Raw genomic sequence first — 21,444 nt, forward strand, 5'->3', positions numbered from 1 at the left:
ATGGAGGCACAGCGGCTGAAGGGCTGCCTGCTCGCGGGCGCCATCGGCGACGCGCTCGGCGCGAAGACGGAGTTCGATTCGATCGAGCGGATCCGCGAGCTCACCGGGCCCGTCGGCATCACGGACTTCATCCCCGCGTACGGCGGCGAAGGGCGCTTCACCGACGACACGCAGATGACGCTGTTCACCCTCGAAGCGCTCATCCGCGCCCACGCGCAGCAGCGGCGGACCGGCAGCGCCGACGTCGTGCAGTCCGTGCAGCTGGCCTACCAGCGCTGGCTGCACACGCAAGGCGTGCCGTGGGAGCGGGCGCGCGGCCCGCACTCCGCGCTCGCGGCGCCCGACGGTGAGCTCGTGACGCACGCCGCGCTGTTCAGCCGCCGCGCACCGGGGCTCACGTGCTTCGGCGAGCTGGAGGCCTACGGGCGATCGGGCGTACGCGGCAGCGTCTCGCGGCCGGTGAACAACTCGAAGGGCTGCGGCGGTGTGATGCGGGTGGCGCCCGTCGCGCTGTGGTCCGTCGACCCGGCCGAGGTGTTCCGGCTCGCCGCCGAGTTCGCGGCTCTGACCCACGGTCACCCGAGCGGGTATTTGTCGGCCGGCGCCTTCGCCGTGATCGTGCAGCAGTTGCTGGCCGGTTCGCCGCTGCTCGACGCCGTCGCTGTGTCCAGAGCCGAGCTGGTCCGCCACCCCGGTCACGAGGAGCAGGAAGCCGCGCTGGCGCAGGCCCTCGCGATGTCCGGCCCGCCGACGCCGGAGCGGCTGGCCGAGCTGGGTGAGGGCAACGTCGGCGAGACGGCGCTGTCGATGTCCGTGTACGTCGCGCTGACCACCGAAGATCCGGATTCCGCGCTGCTCGCGGCCGTGAACCACAGCGGCGACAGCGATTCCACGGGTTCGGTCTGCGGCAACCTCGTCGGCGCGATGTACGGCGAAGCGGCACTGCGCGTCAGCTGGCTGGAGCGGCTCGAACTGCGGGACGTGATCGCGCGGCTGGCGGACGACGCGCTCGCCGAGTTCGGCCCCGACTCACCGAGTGACGAGGGTTGGTTCACGCGTTACCCGGTCGACTAAGTTCTTTCCCGGTCACCGGGGGAATTGGGGAGGAACCTGACGTGCGCTACCGGGTAGAGGCGGGAGACCGCCCGGACGGTTTGTACGCGACGCTGGACGACCGTACGTTCGCGGCCGAGCGCTCGACCACCGACGGCACGCTGCTGCTGTCCGTACCGCCGGACGAAGAGGCGCCCGACGGGTTCGACCGCGAGCACGAGGGTCGCCCGGCGCGCGTGGTGCTGGCCACCGAGGTGCCGGCGACGTTCACGCTGCGCACGTACTGCGAGTACGACGACGAGCTGTTCGAGGTCGCGCCAGGGGACGGCAAGGAGCTGACGCTGCGCTGGACGCAGCACGACCCGGCGCGCGCCGCGCAGCTCGGCCTCACTGACTTCTCGACGACGGCCGAGGCCAAGCGCGTCACGGGCCTGTGGCAGCTGCGCCGCGACCAGGGCGAGCCGCGCCCGGAGCTCGATGCCGACCACGGCGCCTTGCTGCGGGCGATCGGCCGCACGCTGCGCGCCGTGCCCGGCGGCTGGACGCGTGTCGCCGCGCAGTTCCGGCAGGTCGGGGACTACGCGGAGCTGGAGGTCCGTGCGGTCGGCGACGAGAACGGTCCGGTGTCCGTGTCGCTGCCCGCGCCGCCGAAGCTGAGCGCGTTGTTCGCGCGACTGCGCGCGGCGATGTACTCGCCCGACACCGGCACGTGGTTCCAGGGCACCTTCACGCTCGACACCGAGGCGCAGTTCGACTTCGACTTCGACTCCGAGCACGAGCCCACCTGGCGCGTCCCGCCGAACGACGGCGGCCGGCCCGCGCCCGAGTCGTACGCCGTGGAGCTCGCGCAGTACCCGCGCCCGCCCAAGGAGCTGCCCGACTGGCTGGCCGCGAAGGCCCACCAGCCCCTCGACGTCGCCTTCCGCCACGCCCGCGTGGTCGACGCGCACAACGAGAACGAGCGCCCGGTCGTCAACCGGCCGCCGGTGCCGCCCGACCAGCTGCGCGGCGTGCTCGATTACCTGTTCCGCGCGCCCCTCGTCCTGCATCGCCCGCAGCCGCAGCACGACATCTTCGCCCCGGGCGCGCCGCCTGACGTGCCGCACGCCTTCCACACCGACGGCACCTGGGTGTGGCCCGCCGCCGTGCCGCACTACCTGCGCAAGTACGGCGTGCCGCCCGAGCCCGAGCTGGTGGACCACATTCGTGGTGCCGGCTTCCGTCCGCCGCTGGTGCGCGAGCTCGTCCGCGCGACGGCCGAGGCCGAGATCCTCGGCACCCCCCGCCCGACGCGCTCGGAAACCGAACTCCCCGACGACGGCCGCCTCTCCCGCGCCCTCCGCGGCGACGACCTGGGCCTCGACCTGCACGCCGCCGAGACGCTGACCTTGCTGCACCAGCGCCTGGTCGAACACGGCGTGCCTGCCGGCGCGTACCGGATCGGCGCCACCGAGGTGCCGGTCGCCGACGTCTGGACCCTGCGCCGCGCCGAGAACGGCTGGGAAGTCTCCCGCCCGCCGGCCGTCGCGCCCGTGGCCTTCGGCAGCCTGGCCGACGCCGCCCGCTTCCTCCTCGGCACGCTGCTCATGCTGCCCCCGCGCGCCGCCGACGAGTCCGACCAGCCCGCCGACTGGCCGATCCTGCCGCTGCGCGGCGAGCCGCCCCTGAGCTTCTTCCGCGGCAAACGCGTCGTCGTCCTCCCCGCCGGCACCACGGTCCTGCGTTTCGGCAACGACGCCGGCAACCTCGTCCACACCTCCGGCACGCGCTTCGCCTCGACGTCGCTGTCCCCGGAACGCGAACGCGAGCGACACGAGTACCGGGTGCAGCGCACGCTGCGGGTGCTCACCGGCATCACGGCCCCGTGGGGCCCTCAACCGGGCGGGGCGACGGCTTACTTGCTGCCGCGGCCGATCGCGCAGCATGTGGAGGCGGGGGCGCTATCCCGCGTGTGAACCACGCGCGGTGATCAGCACGGCGGGGGACCACCAATAGTCGGCAAGCGGCTCCACCACAACGTCGGTGAAGCCCGCGATTTCAAGCTGAGCCACCCACGCCAACGCAGGCTGCTCCCAGTTCGTCCGCTCCGCACCCGCGGCGACGCCGAGCAGCACGGGCATCAGAAAGCCTTGCGCGACAAGCGAAGCCTCATCACCGTACTCGGCGACGCCGCGCTCGTACCGCGTCACCAGCGACTCCAGAAGGTCCGGCGACGCCTCGTCCAGCACGGGAATGTCGAACTCCGCCAGCACCAGCGTTTCCGTGCGCGGCCGCAGTTCTCGCAGCACCGCGGCCCGCACCGGTGGCGTCATGGACTGCATCGCGAACGTCGACTGTGCAAGGTTCCACGTGGAACCGTTCGCCCCGAGAAAGCTCTGCGCCGTCGCCTCGAAGCGGTTCGCGCCGGGCACGTCGACGTCCGCGAGCAGCGCCGCCGACGGCTCCACCAGGTCGATCCGCCCCGGCCGGAACGACGACCGCGCCAGCGCGGGCACTACGGCCAGGCCGTCGCCGCAACCCAAGTCCAGCAACGATTCCGGGCGCAGCGCCGCATATCGAGCAGCCAGCGCAGCGCTCAGCCGCTCGTACAGCGAGACATTCCCGCCACCACGGATGAACGCCGTGAACGCCGCCGGCTGGTCGTACACCGGCCCGGACCCGTCCGTCGCGAGGTACGCGGAAAGCTCCACCCCCAACCGCGAATCAGCCCGCGAGGCAAGCTCGATCGCCTGAGAAACATCCCCGGCCCGGTATGCGGCAAGGGCGTCGACAAGGATCACGCGCTCGTGTCTAGCACCTGACTCAGAACGGCACCCACAACGTCACCCGTGTGCCGCTGCCGGGCGTCGACTCCACGAGGGCCGTGCCGCCGACCTCGCCGAGGCGCGCGTTGATCGACTGGCTGATGCCGAACCCCGCGGGCCGCGCATCAGGACTGAAGCCCTGCCCGTGGTCGCGCGTGATCACCGCGATTCCGCCGTCGCGTTCCTCCACGCGCACCACGACCTTGTCCGTGCCGGAGTGCTTCATCGTGTTGCGCAGCGACTCGCGCACGGCGTCGCGCAGCGCGATCTGGCGCACTTCCGACAGCGTGTCCTCGTCGAGCTCCGCGATCACCAGCTGCGCGCGCAGGCCGTCGCGCGCCATTTCCGCTGCCAGCGCCGCCAGCTTCTCGCCCAGGGGCCGCGACGCTTCTTCCTCGCGCTGCGCCGCCGCCGTCTCGATCGTCTGCCGCAGCTCCATCGCCTGGGCGCGGGCGAGCCGCTGCACCTCCACGAGCCGGTCGGCCGACTCGCCGGTGCCGCCGAGCGAGATGGCCTCCAGCGTCTGCAGCACGGTGTCGTGCAGCATCCGGTGCTGCTGCGCGCGTTCGGCGAGCCGGCCGTTGCGGATGCCGTAGGCCAGCGCGAGCCGCGTGCCGAGGCCGAGCAGGATCAGCGCGCCGATGCCGGTGAACAGCACTCCGAACATCGTCGGGTACAGCGACCAGGCCTGCGCGAAGTTCGCCGAGCCGCTGTTGAGAAAATCGGACAGCAGCCGCACGGGCAGGCTCAGCGCCGCCAGCGCCAGCCCCGACGGGATGCCGATCGCCAGCGTCAGCAAAGCGATGTCACCCAGCAGGTGTTTGTCCGCGACCCCGAGCGCGTCGTGGAACACCGCCGTCGGCTCGGTCAGGCCGATGACCAGCTGAAACGCCACCGTGATGATCAGGTCCGCCACGAGCAGCCGCGCCGCGAGGTCGGAGCGGAAGGGCGACGAGCGCAGCATCCAGTAGATCCCGAACGCGCTCATCGCCATCGAGCACAACGCCACCAGCGCCACCGGCACCACGCCGGTCGAACCGTGCGCCGACACGAACGCGCCGAACGCGCCCGGCACCGCGACGATCCGGTAGGCCAGCGGCACCAGCACCACGTACCGCGCCGCGCGCAGCAGCAGCCCGTCGTTGTACCTGGCGTCCACCGCGCCCGCCATGCGCGAGATCCGCTTGAACGCCCGCAGCGGCGTCGGGTCGGCGATCTCGTCGGTGAGCCCGGTCGTCGCCGTCGCGAGCGCGGGCGTGCCGCGTTTCAACAGGGTGACGAGGAAGCTCGACGTGCGGGGCGACCGGCCGTCCTGGTCCTCAGTTGCCTGCGCCGTCATCGATCTCCCCGGTACGGGGCGCGCCCCCTCCGGCAGCGCCCGGGGCAGCGAGTATTCCCGCTCGCCGGGCCGCGTTCCAGAGGCCAAAGGGGGATCTTGGCGGATTCGCGATCACGAATTCGACTCGTGTTCGTTCGAACGACCCCGCGACGACCCCAGGGTGATCACCCGTGCCCGCAGCGCGAGATCACTCCGTGGGCGCGATGCCCTCCGACTCGGCCCACTTCTTGAGCTCGGCCACGGCCTCGTCGTGGTCCAGCGGACCCCGGTCCAGCCGCAGCTCTTTGAGGAACTTCCACGCCTTGCCGACCTGCGGACCGGGCTTGAGGCCGAGCAGCCGCATGATCTCGTTGCCGTCGAGGTCGGGGCGGACCCGGTTGAGGTCCTCCTGCTCCTTCAACGTCGCGATGCGCTGCTCGAGGTCGTCGTACGTCGCCTGCAGCGCGGCCGCCTTCTTGCGGTTGCGCGTCGTCGAGTCGGCGCGCACGAGCTTGTGCAGCCGCGTCAGCAGGTCGCCGGCGTCGGTGACGTAGCGGCGCACGGCCGAATCCGTCCACTCACCGTTGGCGTAGCCGTGGAAGCGCAGGTGGAGGAACACGAGCTGCGAGACCTGCTCCACGACCTCCTTGGAGAACTTGAGCGCCCGCAAACGCTTGCGCGCCATCCGCGCGCCCACGACCTCGTGGTGGTGGAAGCTCACGCCGCCGCCGGGCAGCAACTCGCGCGTCTCCGGCTTGCCGACGTCGTGCAGCAACGCGGCCAGCCGCAGCACCAGGTCGGGCTCCGACGCCGGCTCGTGCGTGGTCTCCAGCTCGATCGCCTGCGCCAGCACGGTCAGCGAGTGCTGGTAGACGTCCTTGTGCTGGTGGTGCTCATCGATCGCCAGGCGCATGCCGGGCAGCTCGGGCAGCACGTGATCGGCGAGGCCCGTGTCCACGAGCAGCTCCAGGCCCGGCCGCGGGTCGGGGGCGAGCATGAGCTTCGACAGCTCCGCCTGCACGCGCTCGGCCGTGATCCGCTCGATCTCGCTCGCCATCGACGTCATCGCCTCGACCACGCGCGGTGCGGCGGTGAAGCCGAGCTGCGAGGAGAAGCGCGCGGCGCGCAGCATGCGCAGCGGGTCGTCGGCGAACGACTCCTGCGGCGTCGCCGGGGTGTCGAGCACCTTCAGCCGCAGCGCGTCCATGCCGTCGTGGGGGTCGATGAACGTCTTCGTGACCAGGTCGATCGCCATCGCGTTGACCGTGAAGTCGCGGCGCAGCAGGTCGCCCTCGATGGTGTCGCCGAAGGTGACCTCGGGGTTGCGCCCGACGCGGTCGTAGCTGTCGGCGCGGAAGGTGGTGATCTCGAGCGTCGTGCCCTTCTTGGTGACCCCGACCGTGCCGAACGCGATGCCGACGTCCCACACGGCGTCGCCCCAGTCGCTCACGATCTGCAGCACACGGTCCGGCCTCGCGTCGGTGGTGAAGTCGAGGTCGTTCGAGAGTCGGCCGAGTAGCGCGTCGCGCACGCTGCCACCGACCAGGTAGAGACTGTGGCCGGCTCGCGCGAACCGCTCCGCCAGCTCGTCGGCCAAGGGGGACACTCGCATCAGTTCCGTCACCGCGTTCTGCTGGGCGACCAGGTTGTTCACTTCATCCCACCATTAGCTGACAACGGGGAGTGGCGTCCACTACTACGGACGCCGTCGGACACGGACACGGAGAGCCAGCGTACCTGGGCAACCGTTTGCTCTAGCATCGCAGCATGCCTGGATCCGCCGGCCGCGCCGGAGCGCCGAAGCCGCGCAGAAGGCGCAGGCGGCAGCGGGGCAGGCGCCTGACCACGGTCGACGAGACGTCGGCCGGCGGACTGGTCGTCGACGCCGGGCGGGAACACGCGGTGCTGATCGGCCGCCTCGACCGGCACGGCAGACTGCTGTGGTCGTTGCCGAAGGGCCACATCGAGGACGGTGAGACGGTGGAGCAGACGGCGATGCGCGAGGTGAAGGAAGAGACGGGCATCTCCGCGCAGGTCCTGCGCCCGCTGGGCACCATCGACTACTGGTTCGTGGCCGAACGACGCCGCGTGCACAAGACCGTGCACCACTTCCTGCTCGAGTCGACGGGTGGCGAGCTCTCCGACGAGGACGTCGAGGTCACCGAGGTCGCGTGGGTGCCGCTGGCCGAGCTGGAGACGACGCTGGCCTACGCGGACGAGCGCAAGCTGGTCCGCAAAGCCAAAGAACTTTTCGCGCACGACGAGCGCGCCTGAGAGGGAGCACCCGAGTGAAGCGGCCCGCCGCCTTCTTCCTGTCCCTGCTGATCTTCGCCGCAGGCGCCCTTCTCGGCGCGCCCGCGCAGGCCCAGGACGCCGCCAGCCCCGAGCCCCCGCGCCTGCGGCTCGATCTCGACCAGCTCAACCCGCGCGTGATCACCACGTCCACGACGACGCTGACCGTGTCCGGCACCGTGACGAACGTCGGAGACCGCCGCATCGCCCGTCCGCAGGTGCGGCTGCAGGTCGGCGAGCACCTGACCGGTGACCGCGAGCTGAAGGGCGTGCTGGCCGGCGAGCCGATCCAGGACAGCCCGCTCACCGACTTCACCACGCTCACGGAGACGCTGGAGCCGGGGCAGACCGCCAAACTCGCCGTCACCGTGCCGCTCACGGGCAAGAGCGCGCTCCAGCTCAGCCGGCCCGGTGTGTACCCGATGCTGGTCAACGTCAACGGCACGCCGGAGTTCGGCGGCCCGGCGCGGCTCGCGGCCGTGAGCCTGCTCATGCCGGTGCTGTCCGCGCCCGGGAAGCCGACGTCGCCGGGCAAGCACGCCGACGTCAGCGTGCTGTGGCCCATCACCGACAGCTCGCCGCACGTGCTGTCGTCCCCCTACGGCGGCCAGCTCACGCTCACCGACGACACCCTCGCGGCCGAGCTGAGCCCCAACGGCCGGCTGCAGTCCCTCGTCACGGCCGCCCGCGCGGCCCAGCAGTCGGACCCGAACGTCGGCGAGTCCTTGTGCTTCGCCGTCGACCCGGACCTGCTGCGCACCGTCAACGCGATGGCCGGCGGCTACGTCGTCGCCGGCGCGCCGGGCAAGGGCTCGCAGCTGGCACAGGACTGGCTGGCGCAGCTGCGTACGCTCGTCAACGGCCGCTGCGTGATCGCCCTGCCCTTCGCCGACGCCGACCTCACCACGCTGGGCAAGGTCCGCTCCGCCACCGGCACGCCCGACACCGGCCTGCTGAGCACGGCGCTCAGTGGCGAGGCGACGATCCGCGATCTTCTGCACACGCAGCCGCGCCCGGGCGTGCTCTGGCCCGACGGCACGCCCGACGACCAGGCGCTCACCGCGATGTCGGCGGCCGGCGTGCACACCGTGCTCACCGACGGGTCGAAGCTGCAGGCCGACGCGCCCGTCTCCGGCCCCGTCTCGCTGCCGGGCGGCCTGCGCGCCCAGCCGATCGACAGCGTCATCGCCGGCGCCATGACGGGTTCCGCGCCCAACCCCCAGACCGCGACCACCGTCGGCGCCGCGACGCAGCCCGCGATCGCGAGCCAGAACGGCCTCGCCGCCATCGCGTTCGAAGCCGGCCTCGGCCGCACCGGCACCGAGCCGGGCACGCAGCTGCTCGTCGCGCCGCCGCGGCGCTGGGACGTGCCGGTAGGCGAGCTCACCGCGTTCCTCCAGCACGTGGGCCAGCTGCTCGGCCCCGGCGGCGTCGCCACCGCCACGCCCCTGTCCGACCTGCTCGACCAGAACGCGTCGGGCACGGCGTCGTTCGCGGCCGGCACCCACGACCAGCCGCTGTCGGGGGGCGGGGACGTCGCCGACGCCCTGACGGACCTCGACGGCCAGGCCGCCGGCCTGCTCTCGGCCATGCGGATGGACACCACGCACCGCGTGCCGCCCGAGGACATCGTCGCGCCGGTGCGCACCGCCCTCGTGCGCGGCGCGTCCACGGCCTACCGCGTGCCCTCGGGCAGCACGGCCGGCGCGAACGCCGACGCAGAGCTCGCCGCGATCCGCGACCAGGTGACCGTGGAACAGCCGAAGCAGACGATCGCGCTCGCGTCCGGTTCGTCACCACTGCCCGTTTTCGTGAGCAACGGCCTCCCGGTGGGCATCACCGCGCAGATCGCGCTGAAGAACGAGGTCGGCATCCGCCCCGAGCAGGTGCAGAACTGGTTCATCCCGGCCAAGGGCGGCCAGAACGAGCTGCTGCAGATCGAGGCCCTGCGCGCCGGCCGCCTCAGCGTCGATGTGTCCTTGACCACCCCGGAGGGCACGCAGCTCGGCAGCACGGCGCGCTTCGAGCTGACCTCGACGGAGTACGGCCCGATCACGATCATCATCACCGTCGTCGCTGGTTGTGCGCTGCTCCTCCTGGCGTCGCGGCGGATCTACCGGCGGGTCAAGGAAGGCCGGGCCGCGAGGGCCGAATCGCGCTGAGTCCTCGGGGGACCGGGTATCGGAGGCCGTTCCCGATTACCCTGGGTCGACCGCTGCCACAATGGCAGGGACCCTGGCACCGAGGATTGGGCGCGCGTTGGACAGAGAGCCGGGCTTACCACCCGAGCGTGCGAGTCGTCCTCGGCGCGACGGCGCGCCTCCTCGTCGCGGCGAACGCACCGAGCAGCCGCGCCGCGCCGCCCGCGAAGGCCGGCGCCAGCCGCCGCCCCAGGGCCAGGTGCCGCCCGAACGTCGCCAGCTGCCACCGCCGGCCAACGGCCGCACGCGCCACCTGCCGGTCCCCGCCGAAGAGCGCCCCCAGCGCCCGGCCCCCGACGAGCACACAGAGCGGCCGAAACGCCGCGTACCCCCGCCTGTGCAGCAGGGACAGCCGCGTCAGGCGTCTCGCGCCCAGGCGACACCGCCGCCGCCCACCCGACGGCAGGCCGTTCCGCCGCCACCTCAATCACCGCCGCCGCAGGGCCGGGCGCCACTGCCACGGCCGGCCGCTTCACCCTCCGGCCCCTTGCCGCAACCCTCCGGTCCGCCTTCGGGACCTCAGCCGCTGCCACCGACCTCCGGACAGCACCCGGTGCCCCCGACCCCCGCGCCCCACCGTGGCCGCGGTCCGCGTCCGGGCTCGCCGGTCCGCCCGTGGCAGGAGGAGGCGCTGCGCGACCCCGAGGCCACGCGCTTCATCCCGCGCACCGCCGGCGTCCCGATGCCCGCCTCGCGGTGGCCGCTGGCCGACCCCGACTCGATGCGTCCGTACGACGCGCTGGCCACGCAGGTCATGCCGCGGATCGGCGACGCGCCACTGGTGCGGCCGGCCGAACCGGGCAGCACCGGTGAGCAGCCGGCCACCTCGGCGAAGGCGCCCTCGCTCGCGAAATCGAGCGGGCGGATGGCGATCGCATCGCTGATCAGCCGCATCACCGGCTTCCTCTGGAAGCTGTTGCTGGTGGCGGCGATCGGCGCGGGCGTGGCCAACGACTCGTTCAACGTCGCCAACACGATGCCGAACATCATCTTCGAGCTGCTCATGGGCGGTGTGCTCGCCAGCGTGGTGGTGCCGCTGCTCGTGCGCTCCCAGGACGACGAGGACGGCGGCGAGGCTTACACGCAGCGGCTGATCACAGTGGCGTTCACGCTGCTGCTCTTCGGCACCGTGATCGCGGTGGTGTGCGCGCCCGCGTTCACCTCCCTGTACGTGGACGGCTCCGGCCAGGCGAGCTCGGGGCTGACCACCGCGTTCGCCTACTTGCTGCTGCCGGAGATCTTCTTCTACGGCGTGTTCGCGCTGCTCTCGGCGATCCTGAACGCCAAGCACATCTTCGGCCCCACTGCGTGGGCGCCGGTGGTCAACAACATGGTGGTCATCTTCACCATCCTGGTCGTGTGGATCATGCCGGGGCAGATCGACACCGAGCACGTGTCGATCACCGACCCGAAGGTGCTCACGCTGGGCCTCGGCGTCACCGGCGGCATCGTGGCGCAGGCGATCATGCTGGTCCCGCCGCTGCTCAAGTCGGGTTTCCGGCCGAAGTGGCGCTGGGGCATCGACAGGCAGATGAAGGAGTTCGGCGGCCTCGCGCTGTGGATCGTCGGCTACGTGGCCGTGAGCCAGGTCGGCTACACGATCACCACCCGGGTGCTCACCAACGGCACCCCCGGCGGTGTCACGGCCTACGCCAACGCGTGGCTGCTGTTCCAGCTGCCTTACGGCGTCATCGGCGTCTCGCTGCTCACGGCGATCATGCCGCGGATGAGCCGCGCGGCCGCCGACGGCGACCACAAGAAGCTCATCGGCGACCTGTCCTACGCTTCGCGGATCTCGACGGTCACGCTCCTGCCGATCTCGGCGGTGATGACGATCGTCGGCTCGTCGATCGGCATCGCTCTGTTCACCATCGGCAAGGGCTCGGTCGAGAGCGCCGAGCGGCTCGGCGGCGCGCTGGCGATCTCCGCGTTCGCGCTGTTGCCGTTCGCGTTGGTCCAGCTGCAGATGCGCGTGTTCTACGCGATGAAGGACGCTCGCACGCCCACCCTGATCATGGTTGTGATGACGCTGGTCAAGGTGCCGCTGCTGTACCTGTGCCCGGTGCTGCTCTCGCCGGACAACGTGGTGCTCGGCGTGATGATGGTTAACGCGCTCACGTACGTCGTCGGCGCGATGCTCGGTCAAGTCTGGCTTTGGGTCACGCTCGGCAACCTGCGCAGCAAACGGGTGCTCGGGGTGATCCTCTTCACGGTCGTCGCGAGTGTCCTCGGCGTCGGGGCCGCGTGGCTCGTGGGCCAGATCGTGCCCGACTCCTTGGGGCTCAAACTGCATGCGTGGATCACGCTCTTCCTGCAGGGGATCGTGGGCATCGGCGTGTCGTTCGGCGTGCTCATGGCCCTGAAGGTGGAGGAGCTGAGGCCGGCGACGTCGAGGATCACCCGATTGATCAAGCGCGGGTAACGATTGATTCACGACTGACGACGCTTCCTCCAGACCTGATCCGGGTACCCTCGGGGCGGGAGCGCGACGCGGGAGAGAAGCGGTGGACACGAGACGGAGCGAACAGGCAGGGGAGGCCAACCGTGCGGGCATTCGTGCCCAGGGCGGTTCGCTGGCCCCGGGCCGGGTCGTCGGCGACGGCCGGTACCGCCTGCTCGCGCAGTTCGGGGTGGACGAACGAGCCGCCGCGCACCTGTGGCGGGCACGGGATGGGCAGCTCAAGCGCGATGTCGCGCTGACGCTGCTGGTCGGTGATCCGGCTGATCCGGAGGCCGCGAGGCTGGCCCGGCGAACGCTGGAGCGCGCGGCGCACGCGTCGAAGTTCGGCCACGGCGGGGTCGCGCGGGTGCTCGACGTGCTGAGCCTCGGCAGTGGCGTGACCTCGAACGAGGGACTTCTCGGCGTTGTCGTCGCGGAGTGGACCAAGGGCAGCGACCTGGTGGACCTGGTCGCGCAGCGGCCCGTGGCGCCTGCCGCGGCCGCGCGCATGGTGCAGGCGCTCGCCGAAGCGGTGGAGCACGCGCACCAGAACGGCCTGGTCCTCGGTCTGGACCACCCCCAGCGGCTGCGCCTGACGCCCAACGGCGCGTTGAAGCTGGCGTTCCCCGGCCCGCTGCCGGACGCGACGCTGCGCGACGACGTCAAGGCCCTCGGCGCCGTCCTTTACCTCCTGCTCACCGGACGCTGGGCGCTGCCGGGCGGGCCGCCCGCGATCCCCGCGGCGCCGTTGACCCCGCAGGGCCACGTCGTGCCGCCGCGGACGCTGGTCCCGGCTGTGCCGCCCGAGCTGTCCTCGCTGGCCGTGCGAACGATCGAGGACGGCGGCAACGGCGGGATCCGTACGAGCTCGGCCATCCTGCGCGTGCTCGACCAGGCCGCCGAGGCCGAGGAGCGCACGCAGCTGATCAAGGCCGTCGGCGAGAACGCCACGAGCGAGGCCGACGGCACGATCTGGACCACGAAGAAGCCGGTGAAGGACGTCGCGCGGCGGCGGAAGCTGGCGTTCGGCGTGACGGTGCTGGTCGTCGCCACCGTGCTGATCCTGGCGTGGGGCGGGTTGATGCTGATCAACCTGTTCCAGGGCGATTCCAAGGCGAGCGGTCCGACGATCAACGTCGCGGCGCCCACGTCGAGTGCCGCGCCGCCGCCCGCGAACTCGGCGGCGCCCCCGCCGTCGTCGCCGGCCGCGCCGAAGCTCGGCCAGGCGGTGGAGCCGAAGGCGGCCACGATCTACAACCCCAAGGGCTCGGGCGACAACTCCGGCCGGGTGAAGAACACGATCGACGGCGACCCGGGCACGGTCTGGCGCACCGACCAGTACCAGCAGCAGCTGCCGACGCTGAAGCCCGGCGTCGGGTTCGTGGTGCAGTTCGACGACCCGGTGAAGCTCGCGCAGGTGAAGATCGCGGCCGACAGCCCCGGCACGAAGATCGAGATCCGCTCGGCCGACACCAAGAACCCGAAGCTGGACGACACCAAGGTGGTCGGCACCGGTGACCTCAACGCCACCGACACGACGATCGACCTCCAGACGCCGACGGAGAGCCAGTACTTCGTCGTGTGGATCACCCAGCTGGGCGACGACAGCGACGGCGGCTTCATCAGCGAGATCGGAGACGTGAGCTTCCTGCCTGCGGGGTGATCGACATCTCCCACTCAGTAGGCTCTGCCGGGTGACGGCTGCAGCTCCCACGGACGCGGATCTCATAGCGGCGCACGCCGCCGGTGATCCGCATGCGTTCAGCGAACTCGTCCGGCGGCACCGTGATCGTCTGTGGGCGGTGGCCCTGCGGACGCTGCGTGATCCGGAGGAAGCCGCCGACGCGTTGCAGGAGGCGTTCATCTCGGCCTTTCGCGCGGCGGGAAACTTCCGCGCCGAGTCGCAGGTGACCACGTGGCTGCACCGCATCGTCGTCAACGCGTGCCTCGACCGCATCCGCCGCAAGCAGGCGCGTCCCACCGTTCCCCTGCCCGAGGCCGGCTTCAACGAGCCGGCCTCGCCGCGCGACTCGATGTCCGAGAAGGAGACGAGCCTGCTCGTGCGCGAGGCGCTGGAGCAGCTGCCCGAGGAGCAGCGCGCGCCGATCGTGCTCGTCGACGTCGAGGGCTATTCCGTGGCCGAGACGGCGAAGATGCTCGGCATCGCGGAAGGCACGGTCAAGAGCCGCTGCGCGCGAGGAAGGGGCAAACTCGCGAAGGTTCTGGGGCACCTGCGGAACCCGGATGCGAATGCGAACGTCCCAACTCACGAAAGCAAACGCAGGAGCGCCACTTCGGACGGGTCCCGGAGTGCCGGGCGAGCCGACCGCTCGCCGGGGAACGGGGAGGCACGATGACGGACGAGAGTCGGGGGGTCGGCGGGACCGTCGGTCCGCCTTGGTCTGTCGACGTGCTGGCCGACCTCCACGCCGGCGTGCTGGACGAACACGAGGCGGCGCGGCTGTGGCCGCGGGTGCAGGCGGACCCCGAAGCGCGCGCGATCATCGAAGCTCTCGAGGCGACCACAGCCGATCTGGCCGCTCTGGCTCACGAGCCGGCGCCGCCGATGCCGGCCGAGTTCGCCGCGCGGATCGACCAGGCGCTGGCCGCCGAGGCCGCGTCCCGGCAGGCCGCCCCCTTTCCGGCGTCCGGTTCCGCTTCGGTACCGGCATCGGTTGAGCCCGGCGTGGCGCCCGTGGTGGACCTCGCGGCAGCACGGCGGCGGCGGAACAAGCGGCTCGGCTGGGGCGCGGGGATCCTGACGGCGGCCGCTGCGGCGATCGTCGCGATCGCCGTGACGGTGCCCGGCCCGGCCCAGGAAACCGGCACTGGCGTGGCCGCTCCGGCACCGGCGGGACCGTCCGTGGGTAGCGACGGCAGCGGGGCGGAAGCGCTGCTGGGCGGAGCCATGGGCGTACGCGACTTCGGCCCGCTTCAGGACGAGCAGCGCCTCGACGCGTGCGTCAGCGCGGCCGGTCTGGACCCGGACGTGCGGCCGGAGGGCATCCGACCGGTGACCGTCGAGGGCAAGCCCGGCGTGCTGGTCATCTACACGACGGGTCAGCTCGCGCAGTTCCGTCTGGTGGCCTTCGGGGCCGACTGCGGGCCGGGTCACGCCGACAAGCTGTTCGACAAGGTCGTCGGCAAGAAATAACCGCTGGTCGGGACGGGCGAGTAGCGGCCGTCACCGTCGGGAACACCGCCACCTACCATCGTGTTGAGACCAGAGCACAGGTCACTACGAGCGGAGGTTCACGGGTGGCTGCCGAGGAAATCAGGAACCTGATCATCGTCGGGTCGGGTCCCGCCGGTTACACGGCCGCGGTCTACGCGGCTCGCGCGCAGCTCGAACCGTTGGTGTTCGAGGGCACGCAGTTCGGTGGTGCGCTGATGACGACCACGGAGGTCGAGAACTTCCCCGGCTTCCGAGACGGCATCCAGGGCCCGGACCTGATGGAAGAGATGCGCAAGCAGGCCGAGCGCTTCGGCGCCGAGCTGCGCGCGGAGGACGTCGAGTCGCTGGAGCTGACGGGCGACGTCAAGTACGTGGTCGCGAACGGCAAGCGGTACGCCGCGCGCGCGGTCGTCCTCGCGATGGGCGCTGCGGCGCGCTACCTGAACGTGCCCGGTGAGCAGGACCTGCTCGGCCGCGGTGTGTCGGCCTGTGCGACGTGTGACGGTTTCTTCTTCCGCGACCACGACATCGCCGTGGCCGGCGGTGGTGACTCCGCGATGGAGGAGGCGACCTTCCTGACGAAGTTCGCCAAGTCCGTCACGATCGTGCACCGCCGTGACGAGTTCCGCGCGTCCAAGATCATGCTGGAGCGCGCCCGCGCGAACGACAAGATCAAGTGGCAGCTGAACTCCCAGATCACCGGGGTGGAAGGCGACGGCACCGTCAAGGGCCTGAAGGTCACGGACACGAAGACCGGCGACGAGAAGACGCTGGACGTCACCGGTTTCTTCGTCGCGATCGGTCACGACCCGCGCAGCGCGCTCGTGCGCGGCCAGGTCGACGTCGACGAGGACGGCTACGTGGTGACGCAGGGGCGCACGTCCTACACGAACGTGCCGGGCGTCTTCGCGGCCGGTGACCTCGTGGACCGCACCTACCGTCAGGCCATCACGGCGGCGGGTTCCGGGTGCAGCGCGGCCATCGACGCGGAACGATGGCTGGCGGAGCACGGCGACGAGAACGCCCACGAGGCGTCCGAGCTGGTCGGCGGCGGCTACGGCGCCGGCACCCACTGACCTTCCGACACTGACGTTCCGACACTGACGTTCCGACACTGACTTTCCGATACCGACCACCCGAAGGAGAAACCATGGGCAACAACACCGTCAAGGTGACCGACAAGTCGTTCGTGGACGACGTCCTGACCAGCGAAAAGCCGGTCCTGGTCGACTTCTGGGCGACCTGGTGCGGACCTTGTAAGATGGTCGCCCCGGTGCTCGAGGAGATCGCGGCCGAGAACGGCGAGAAGCTGACCGTCGCGAAGCTCGACATCGACGAGAACCCGAACACGGCGCGTGACTACCAGGTGATGTCCATCCCGACCCTGATCCTGTTCCAGGGTGGCAAGCCGGTGAAGCAGATCGTCGGCGCGAAGCCGAAGGCGGCTCTGCTGTCCGACCTGAAGGACATCCTCTGATCGAGGCGGCGCTGTCCAGCTGCTGAGAACCCGGGCCTGCGGGAATCGCCTCGCGGGCCCGGGTTCTCGCACGTTCGGGCGAAGTGTCCGTGGCCATGATCACGCAGGTGCACGGGCGTGTCCGTCCTGCGGCGGCTTGCGCACTCCCGGGCACACTGACCGGGCCTGCGCGCTCACCGAGAGTTCACAGGGCACAATAGGTGCCCTGGGCTTACACCCACACAGGTTTTCTGTTTTCGCATCGAGCCGGTTTCGGTGCCCTAGGAAGAGCGAGGAGTGCATGCGGGTACTCCGCCGCGGTGACGCCGGTCCGGACGTCGCCGAGATCAGGTCGATCCTTGCCGGGATGGACCTGCTCCCGCCGGTGGCGGGGACCGAGCAGTACGGCACCTTCGACGCCGCAGTCGAGCACGCCGTACGGGCCTTCCAGCAGCGTCGTGGGCTGATCACCGATGGGGTGGTCGGCCCCGCCACATTTCAGGCGATGAAGGGCGCGAGCTTCCACCTGGGGAGCCGTCCGCTGCAGTACATGCTGTCCTCGCCCGTCCAGGGCGACGACGTGTTCGCGCTGCAGGAGCGCCTCACCGAACTCGGCTTCGACGCCGGCCGCCCCGACGGGTATTTCGGCCCCCAGACCGAACGCGCCCTGCGCACCTTCCAGCGCGACATGCGCCTCGAACCCGACGGCATCTGCGGCCCGGCCACCATCCGCGAGCTGCACCGGCTTTCGTCGCCCCGCGCCCGCGGCGGCCGCCCCGTCTTCCTGCGCGAACAGGAACAGGTCCGCCAGGCCGGCCCCCGCCTGCGCGGCAAGCGCATCGTCATCGACCCCGGCCACGGCGGCGAAGACCTCGGCGTGGTCGCCGGCGGCCTGCGCGAAGCCGACATCGCCTGGGACCTCGCCCGGCGGCTGGAAGGCCGCATGCAGGCCACCGGCATGGAAGCCCTGATCTCGCGCGGCCCCAACCACAGCCCCACGGACTTCGAACGCGCCCGCTTCGCCAACGACGCCGGCGCGGACCTGTTCCTGTCGCTCCACAGCGACAGCAACCCCAGCCCCCGCGCCCAGGGCATCGCCAGCTTCCACTTCGGCACCGGCAACGGCACCACGTCGACCGTCGGCGAGCTCCTCGCGGGCTTCATCCAGCGCGAGGTCGTGGCCCGCACCGGCCTCCGCGACTGCCGCACCCACTACAAAACGTGGGAAATCTTCACCCGCACGCGCTGCCCCGCCGTCCGCGTGGAGATCGGCTACCTCACCAACCCGGACGACAGCCGCAAACTCGGTGACCCCGCCTTCCGCGACATCGTCGCCGAGGGCATCCTCATCGCCGTCAAGCGCCTGTACCTGCTGGGTGAGGGCGACCAACCCACGGGCACCTTCACCTTCGCGGACGTGCTGGCGCACGAGCTGGCCAAGGCTGAGTAGGTCCTTCTTTTTCTGCTCCACAACCCCCGCATCTTCGCGACTGAGCCGGGCCCTCCCTCCCGAGGCCCGGCTCACGTCTTTCCCTGCCACTCCGCCGGCAACGCCCGGATCCGCGGCTCGAACGCACCCGCCACCAGGTCTTACGGTGACTGCCCTCCACCACCTGTCTCGCACTGCGGTTCGCCTACCCCTGGCCCTTTGGCCGCTGGGCCGCGCGCAGTGGCGCCTGGCGCTACTGCGCGGCTGCAGGCGGCCGGGCTCGGCCATCAGCTCTCCGATGCCGGCCTCCTGCCGCGACTCGCCGCTCTGCCGGTGCGGATCATCAGTCGCGGCTGGGCTCTGATTGCCGGTTACTGATCGCGGCTTCCCTCGACTTGCCACGAATCACCGAGGTGTGGGCCTCGCCCGGACCAAGTTCCGATCACTGGCCGCCGATCGCCGCCCGGCCAGGGGACGCAGGACTCATCCCCAGTCACCGACCACCGACCGCGACTTCCGATGACAGAGCCATCGCTTTCCACAGCCCAGGCTGGTCGCCGGGAAGTCCCACCGATTTCCGCAACCAAGCCACTGCCCGGCCGGCGCTTGGCACGTGCTCTGCACCACCGGGCGCCGACCGCCAACGACTACCCAGTCGCTACTGCACCCGGACGCAAGCCCTGCCATCGGACTAGTTCCCGCTCAGCAGCCGGTGCACTGGGTCAGGTTTTGCTTCACCCAGCTCTGAACTCTGACCAATCCTCGGTGCTCAGCAATGCGTTAATCGCAGGCCGCCCGCTGCCGGGCCGCACTCCTCGTCGCCGGGGCCAGTCGCTGCTGCGCAGAGACCGGGGCCGGGTTCCGACCGCTGCCCGGCGAGCTTCGATCAGCACTCGTTGGTCGAAGCTCGCGAGGGCCGATCCGCTGGTCTGCGCCCATTGCATTGCTGAGGCCTTGCCGAGAGACCGGCTCGCCAGGTTTGTAGCTGCGTACCTTTGATCGCTGGCCGGTGCTATTGGTTGCCAACTCACACCATCTCAGTCGATGGCTCCAACCCGGGGCCGCGAGGCGTCAGCCGTCAGAACGCCTCGGCGCCGTTCGGCAGCCCTGGGTTGGTTCCGCCGTTCGGCAGCCCCTGGATTGGTGGCGCCGTTCGGCAACCCCTGCGTTGGTGCCGCCGGTGGGGCCCCGGTTGGCGCAGCGAAGGCCCTTCAAGCTCGAAGTCGCCCACGTCGTGTCATCCGGGCGCGGCCGAAGGTCGCCGACCCCTGCCGCCGATCCGCCGCCGCTCCAGCCGAGGGCGCACAGCCCACCTGAACCTCAGGCGATCCCGAGCTCTACCCGCCACACCCATCCCGGCCAAACCACCGCCACCGCAGCCTCGCGCCCCACGTCCGCCCAACCCCTCACCCGGCCGTAGCACCTTCGGTGGACGACTTACCCACACCCACTCTGGGTAGTCGCTCGCATCCCTCGCAACCAGCCGCGCTCAAGGCATGACGCACCGCCCACCGCTGGCGCCCTGTGCACAACTACGGCCCGGACCTCACCCCAAGCGGTGCACGGGCCAACCCGGGTGGAGTAGTCCACCGTCAACCCGACAACCGGAGCCACGCAACCGCTTCGACCGCCCCAGCCGACCGCCACAACCCATTGCGCCCGCCCCGCCGGGGACACACCACACCTTGGGGCAGCCCCCGCCCTCCTCGGGGGGCGTCCCCAAATCCAGTCTACTCATCCACAGGTTTTCCACCGCGCCTATCAGGGATCTGTGGATAACTCGGGGTTTCTTCCACAGTTGTGCACAGCTGGGTAAATCGGGTATTTCGGGCTGGGTAAGACCGTGGTAGGCGGGCGTAGCGAAGATCTTTCGGGGGGTGTGTCGAAGGGGTGGGGTCGGTGGCGACGTTCGGGGTGACGAGACAAGGAGGGCTGCCATGGGTGGCACGAAGTTGACCTCGGACGATGCGGTGCGTACGGCAACCGGGCGAGGGTTCGGTGAGTGGGGTGAGGTGCTCGACGCGTGGGGAGCGCGTGGTCAGGGCCACGGGGAGATCGTCCGCCGGCTCGTCGAGGAGCATCGGGTGGGCAATTGGTGGGCACAGACAGTGACCGTCGAGTACGAGCGGTCCCGGGGGTTGCGGCCGCGCAACGGGGGTCGGGACGGGCTGTTCACGGTGAGTGCGAGCCGGACGATCGACGCGAGCGTCGAGGATGTGTACAACGCCGTGGCCGAACCGGCCGCGAGGGAAGAGTGGCTCGACGGTGATCAGCTCACCACCAGAACGACGCAACGGAACAAGACGGCGCGGTTCGACTGGGGCGACGGGGCTACGAGGGTCAACGTCGGATTTGTCGACAAAGGCACAAAGACTCAGCTCGCCCTGGCGCACGAGCGCATTGTCGACGAAGAGACAGCCAACGACCTGAAGGCCTACTGGCGCGACAGCCTCACCAAGCTCAAGAAGCAGCTCGAGAGCAGCTGATCAAGCCCGCCCGAGACTCGGCTCCGCGGTCGTAATCGTCACCTGGCCGAGCAGCCGCTCCAACGCCGCCTCGACGTCTTCCTTCCAGGTGATCGCCGAACGCAGCTCCAGCCGCAGCCGCGGCCACTTCGAGTGCGGCCGCACCGTCTTGAAGCCGACGCTCTGCAGGAAAGCCGCCGGCAGCACGCACGTGTGCTGGCCCATCGGGTCGAGCTCGTCGGGCACGGCATCGCCGAAAGCCTCGATGGCGCGGACGCCACGTTTGGTCAGGTCCTTCGCCACAGCCTGCACGAGCATCCGGCCGAGGCCGCCGCCGCGGAACTCCGGCAGGACCTGGAACGCGGTAAGCAACACGGCGTCGGCGCTGGGCGGCGACGTGGGGAAGGCCAGGGAGCGCGGCACGGCGTTCGGCGGCGCGTACAGCACGAAGCCGACCGGCAGCGTGTCGCTGTAGACGATGCGGCCGCAGGAGCCCCACTCCAGCAGCACGCTGGACACCCATGCTTCCTTCTCGACCTCGGTGGAGCCGAACTCCTCCGCCTGGGCCTTGAGGTGCGGCGCGAGCTCCCAGTAGACGCACCGGCGGCAGCTCTTGGGCAGGTCTTCGAGGTTGTCGAGTGTGACGCCCACCACGCGACGCGACACCTGAAACCTCCCCGAATCCCTCACGACCGGCATCCGCTCCCCGCAAGAGCGCAGGAACGACCGGAAGAGCCACTCGAAGAATAGGACGATGTGATGAGCGCCGGAAGAGCGGGGACCAGGAAGAGGCCCTGGTTACACTCGATGG

The 21,444-nt window shown here is 70.7% G+C and carries 17 protein-coding genes; 12 read left to right on the forward strand and 5 right to left on the reverse strand.

Annotated elements, in window-relative coordinates; translation table 11 throughout:
* Together ABZU76_RS06190 and ABZU76_RS06195 are read left to right on the forward strand one after the other, a co-directional pair.
* Nucleotides 1–1,074, forward strand: coding sequence for an ADP-ribosylglycohydrolase family protein (locus ABZU76_RS06190; RefSeq protein WP_354865566.1), 1,074 nt, complete (start codon nt 1–3; stop codon nt 1,072–1,074).
* A 41-nt stretch (nt 1,075–1,115) separates the two neighbouring features.
* Nucleotides 1,116–3,008, forward strand: coding sequence for a TNT domain-containing protein (locus tag ABZU76_RS06195; protein WP_354865568.1), 1,893 nt, complete (start codon nt 1,116–1,118; stop codon nt 3,006–3,008).
* Here the strand turns inward: ABZU76_RS06195 and ABZU76_RS06200 are convergent.
* From ABZU76_RS06200 to ABZU76_RS06210, 3 genes are all read right to left on the reverse strand, one after another.
* Entirely contained in the window at nt 2,994–3,833 is an 840-nt protein-coding gene (locus ABZU76_RS06200) for a class I SAM-dependent methyltransferase (protein WP_354865570.1), read from the reverse strand. The genes ABZU76_RS06195 and ABZU76_RS06200 overlap by 15 nt on opposite strands.
* Nucleotides 3,834–3,855: 22 nt before the next feature.
* Nucleotides 3,856–5,196 (reverse strand): ATP-binding protein, encoded by a 1,341-nt coding sequence (locus ABZU76_RS06205; RefSeq protein ID WP_354865572.1) that lies wholly within the window; start codon nt 5,194–5,196, stop codon nt 3,856–3,858.
* 187 nt (nt 5,197–5,383) lie between these two features.
* On the reverse strand, nt 5,384–6,829 hold the full coding sequence (locus ABZU76_RS06210) for a CCA tRNA nucleotidyltransferase (protein WP_354865574.1): 1,446 nt from the start codon (nt 6,827–6,829) through the stop codon (nt 5,384–5,386).
* Between the two features lie 113 nt (nt 6,830–6,942).
* On the opposite strand from ABZU76_RS06210, the gene ABZU76_RS06215 reads away from it, so the two are divergent.
* Nucleotides 6,943–7,449: an NUDIX hydrolase gene (locus tag ABZU76_RS06215; RefSeq protein WP_354865576.1), complete on the forward strand. Its 507-nt coding sequence runs from the start codon at nt 6,943–6,945 to the stop codon at nt 7,447–7,449.
* 14 nt (nt 7,450–7,463) lie between these two features.
* Nucleotides 7,464–9,629, forward strand: a complete 2,166-nt coding sequence (locus ABZU76_RS06220) for a DUF6049 family protein (RefSeq protein WP_354865578.1) — start codon at nt 7,464–7,466, stop codon at nt 9,627–9,629.
* Between the two features lie 115 nt (nt 9,630–9,744).
* On the opposite strand, the gene ABZU76_RS06225 is transcribed toward ABZU76_RS06220, so the two are convergent.
* Nucleotides 9,745–9,921, reverse strand: coding sequence for a hypothetical protein (locus ABZU76_RS06225; protein ID WP_354865580.1), 177 nt, complete (start codon nt 9,919–9,921; stop codon nt 9,745–9,747).
* Between the two features lie 300 nt (nt 9,922–10,221).
* Here ABZU76_RS06225 and murJ point away from each other — a divergent pair, with 300 nt between their 5' ends.
* From murJ to ABZU76_RS06265, 8 genes are all read left to right on the forward strand, one after another.
* Nucleotides 10,222–12,090 (forward strand): murein biosynthesis integral membrane protein MurJ, encoded by a 1,869-nt coding sequence (gene murJ / locus ABZU76_RS06230; RefSeq protein WP_354865582.1) that lies wholly within the window; start codon nt 10,222–10,224, stop codon nt 12,088–12,090.
* A gap of 82 nt (nt 12,091–12,172) precedes the next feature.
* The gene (locus ABZU76_RS06235; protein WP_354865584.1) at nt 12,173–13,771 is read left to right on the forward strand and encodes a protein kinase family protein; all 1,599 of its coding nucleotides are present in this window, start codon (nt 12,173–12,175) and stop codon (nt 13,769–13,771) included.
* Nucleotides 13,772–13,802: 31 nt separating this feature from the next.
* Nucleotides 13,803–14,465 carry an RNA polymerase sigma factor SigM gene (sigM, locus tag ABZU76_RS06240; RefSeq protein WP_354865586.1) on the forward strand — a complete coding sequence of 221 codons (663 nt, stop codon included), beginning with the start codon at nt 13,803–13,805 and terminating at the stop codon, nt 14,463–14,465.
* Nucleotides 14,462–15,262, forward strand: a complete 801-nt coding sequence (locus tag ABZU76_RS06245; protein ID WP_354865588.1) for a hypothetical protein — start codon at nt 14,462–14,464, stop codon at nt 15,260–15,262. Before sigM ends, ABZU76_RS06245 begins: the two co-directional genes overlap by 4 nt.
* Nucleotides 15,263–15,366: 104 nt before the next feature.
* Nucleotides 15,367–16,359, forward strand: coding sequence for a thioredoxin-disulfide reductase (gene trxB / locus ABZU76_RS06250; protein ID WP_354865590.1), 993 nt, complete (start codon nt 15,367–15,369; stop codon nt 16,357–16,359).
* A gap of 74 nt (nt 16,360–16,433) precedes the next feature.
* A complete protein-coding gene (gene trxA / locus ABZU76_RS06255; protein WP_354865592.1) occupies nt 16,434–16,760 on the forward strand; it encodes a thioredoxin in 327 nt (108 codons plus the stop codon).
* 280 nt (nt 16,761–17,040) lie between these two features.
* Nucleotides 17,041–18,189 (forward strand): N-acetylmuramoyl-L-alanine amidase, encoded by a 1,149-nt coding sequence (locus tag ABZU76_RS06260; protein WP_220245391.1) that lies wholly within the window; start codon nt 17,041–17,043, stop codon nt 18,187–18,189.
* Between the two features lie 1,916 nt (nt 18,190–20,105).
* A complete protein-coding gene (locus ABZU76_RS06265; protein WP_354865595.1) occupies nt 20,106–20,654 on the forward strand; it encodes a hypothetical protein in 549 nt (182 codons plus the stop codon).
* Here the strand turns inward: ABZU76_RS06265 and ABZU76_RS06270 are convergent, their stop codons facing one another.
* Entirely contained in the window at nt 20,655–21,299 is a 645-nt protein-coding gene (locus tag ABZU76_RS06270) for a GNAT family N-acetyltransferase (protein ID WP_220245393.1), read from the reverse strand.
* Nucleotides 21,300–21,444 lie beyond the last annotated feature (145 nt).

This window comes from Amycolatopsis sp. NPDC005232 (genome assembly GCF_040607795.1).
Lineage (GTDB): Bacteria > Actinomycetota > Actinomycetes > Mycobacteriales > Pseudonocardiaceae > Amycolatopsis.

Coding starts and splice junctions, on each gene's coding strand:
- ABZU76_RS06190 (WP_354865566.1), top strand. CDS start 1: ATGGAGGCACAGCGGCTGAAGGGCTGCCTGCTCGCGGGCGCCATCGGC.
- ABZU76_RS06205 (WP_354865572.1), bottom strand. CDS start 5,196: ATGACGGCGCAGGCAACTGAGGACCAGGACGGCCGGTCGCCCCGCACG.
- ABZU76_RS06215 (WP_354865576.1), top strand. CDS start 6,943: ATGCCTGGATCCGCCGGCCGCGCCGGAGCGCCGAAGCCGCGCAGAAGG.
- ABZU76_RS06245 (WP_354865588.1), top strand. CDS start 14,462: ATGACGGACGAGAGTCGGGGGGTCGGCGGGACCGTCGGTCCGCCTTGG.
- trxA (WP_354865592.1), top strand. CDS start 16,434: ATGGGCAACAACACCGTCAAGGTGACCGACAAGTCGTTCGTGGACGAC.
- ABZU76_RS06260 (WP_220245391.1), top strand. CDS start 17,041: ATGCGGGTACTCCGCCGCGGTGACGCCGGTCCGGACGTCGCCGAGATC.
- ABZU76_RS06265 (WP_354865595.1), top strand. CDS start 20,106: ATGGGTGGCACGAAGTTGACCTCGGACGATGCGGTGCGTACGGCAACC.